Annotated in this window: 2 protein-coding genes; one reads left to right on the top strand and one right to left on the bottom strand. The window is 56.7% G+C overall.

The window, feature by feature from the left end:
* Window positions 1-239 (top strand): hypothetical protein (locus FFK22_RS44210; protein ID WP_221939284.1); only part of this gene is annotated, 239 nt, incomplete at its 5' end.
* Window positions 240-1,388: 1,149 nt separating this feature from the next.
* Here FFK22_RS44210 and FFK22_RS41375 read toward each other — a convergent pair.
* Complete coding sequence (locus FFK22_RS41375; protein WP_138893630.1) at window positions 1,389-2,372, bottom strand: hypothetical protein; 984 nt, start codon at window positions 2,370-2,372, stop codon at window positions 1,389-1,391.
* Between the last annotated feature and the right edge of the window lie 244 nt (window positions 2,373-2,616).

Here is a 2,616-nt window from a genome sequence, read left to right as displayed (position 1 = left end):
GAAGGCGACATCCATTGTTCGGATTAGGTGAGCCGCTGGGGCTGCCGTTACCTTTCAGTGGGACGATCACAGAGCACGGTGGGATCGAAATGCTTCAGCAAGATGTAGTCATTCCATCCATCATTGCCTTCGCACATAGCCATAGAGGAACTACAGAGAGCTTGCCCGATTTCCGGATCTTCAAAAGCCGTAACTCGAATTTCGTTCCAGAGAGAACCGATATCATCCGAACGAAATAGGATATTTACGAAGCCACCCTCAGATTCACTCACGGAATAAGAGTAGTCCTTAACCCACTCATTATTCAGAGATACGCGCTCCAACAATCTTATAGCGCTGGCGAGATTCGCTTCAGTTATCCGATCTGGATGGATCTGGACGCAGAGTGTGGGCATCATTCAGTCCAGCGTTGAAATACACCGATCGAACAATAGCAGGCAGATTGAGCGCCGTCTGCGTGAGTTGGCTCATCGGGCTCCAGAGTCCGCTTTCCGCCCATCTCGGCCGGCCAAGCCCATGGCCGGCTACCCGAGAGCCGACATCGCCCTCGGGTCCGGAAGCGGACGAGGCTCGATTCGACCCAAAGGCGACCTTCGAGAGGCCCGGAATGAGACGATCTTTCGCGCGCCGATCACCACCGGTTGTGCTACGCTCTAACAATTACCCGGACGACACGTGACGGGCACAATGGGCCGGCGCCCCGCCACACGCTGATCTAGCAGTGGAATGGAGGCGGATGTGCCAAGCGAGCGCTTCATAATCGAACAGAATATTGATCGCCTCCACTGTCGCCTGCAGTTTGAGGAGAGCGGCAATAACAGAGACATGATTGTGAAATTGCTGTTCGGAGAGCTAGATAAGATCAAGAGTTGCGGAAATAGGTTTTCGATCCTTTCCCTTATGGTTGCTCGCGGGAGGGTCCTCATAGATAAGCAACGGTCTGTCGTACTAAATCTCCAAAAAGATGGGATGGATTCCACGGTCGCGGAGAATTTGCTTGAGACGCTTCTTTTTTGTCAGAAATCAGTAAATCAATATGCCGCCAAGGATCGCGAAAATACATATCGAAATTAATTGTGATTAAGCCACCGTGCAGCGATATATGCAGCTCAGGAGGTTGTGTTGCGACCTTATTGCATCAAGAGACAAATCACCGCCTTCGTCCTTCTTTGAACATTGCTAAGTCAGTTGCCTCGCCCAACCAGAAGGCCTGCCTTCCAAAGGTGAATGCGTCAGCCAACACCCGCCAGCTTCCGCTTTCCGCCCAACCCGGTCGGCCAGGCCGACTGAGGGGCGCCCGGAAGCGGCCGACGCGCTCGATGCCGGAGAGCGGACGTGACCGCACGCGACCCTGTCCGGTCGTTGACGATTTCATCCAGATACATGACTCAATCTGCCTCCGATGCCGGATCCGAGAAGAGAGAAGCCGACGGCCGGGAACCAACATATCTTTGCCTGCCCGAGCTCCAGACGGCCGACAGGTACCGATCCGGCGAGCTGCCGCACCAGTCGACCAGGTCCGTGCTCCACCAGCCCCCGCTCAGGGGCTCAAGAACCTTTCGATCCAGGACGTCGATGTGATCGACATCGGTGAAGAAGCAGTGGCCGGCTGCGGAGGCGAGATCGTGCAGGAAGCGCATGTCGCGTTCATTGCCGCTCCTTCCTGACGCGCGAATCCAGCCACTCGCCGTTTCCGCCAATTCCAGGGGCCGTCCTATGGTGCGCGACATCTCTTCGGCCGAATGCTTGAAAAACGGCTGGATGTCGCTGTCGATGACATGATCGAATGTCGCCTGAAACTCCGCAATCCTCACATGCGAGGCTGCCAAAACCCGCTCCAATTCGCGACTGCTCCCGCCGATAACAAACGTCGCTCCTTCGAACGCTTCGATGCTATTCAGACGATGGCAGCGCCGCGACTGTCCCTCCCATTGAATCTTCAGCGGCACAGCCGCTGGAAAGGCAGCCGAGACAGCTTCGCCCAAGCACCTAGCTCCTTGCTTTGACACGGTGAACCACCTTTCCCAGTAGCTGGTCGCGCCTGACCAGTCCAGGTATCGGCCGTACTCTTGCATTTCTTCCAGCCGGCTTTGCAAGACGACCGCAGGACGACCGCTGATGGTCATGCCAGTCAGCTCACAGACCTGCTCGAATAGAATGTCGCCGTGATAGAGTGGCCCGATGTGAGCCTGCAGCAACGTGTCCTCGGGCTTCTCGAGCCAGATCTGCAGGTAGCCAGACCGATACTTGATCCCGTAAGGTCGTCCTTCGGACGTATACCCTTCGAAAATGAAGCGCCCGTCGCCGCTGACCGGCTCGAGCAGGTCGAGTCCGAGCTGCGGCAATTGCGGTCTTGTGATCAACCCTCGCATCGACGCCTCACCATGCAACTGCCGCCGTGCCTGGGCATTGGACGGGCCGGTGGATCCCGCGGAGCCATCGGGGCACAACTGATCGCAAGCTAACGCTCGAAACGGCATCCTCAAATTAGGCCTAATGCACTAGGCTGTAATTGGGCCGTGCGTCGAGTCCAGCCGGCAAATTGCCTCGCGATCCGCCAGACCTTTCCGGGTTGGTGTTGTTCCGCTCAACATCCATCTCTGGGGGAGGCGAGCT

It is taken from the genome of Mycobacterium sp. KBS0706 (assembly GCF_005938675.2).
Lineage (GTDB): Bacteria > Pseudomonadota > Alphaproteobacteria > DSM-16000 > Inquilinaceae > Inquilinus.
Note: the sequence above shows the minus strand (reverse complement) of the source record. Positions and strands in the feature narration are given on the sequence as shown.

Excerpts from the sequence above, each read along its gene's own strand:
- FFK22_RS41375 (WP_138893630.1), bottom strand. The coding sequence starts at position 2,372 with ATGCGAGGGTTGATCACAAGACCGCAATTGCCGCAGCTCGGACTCGAC.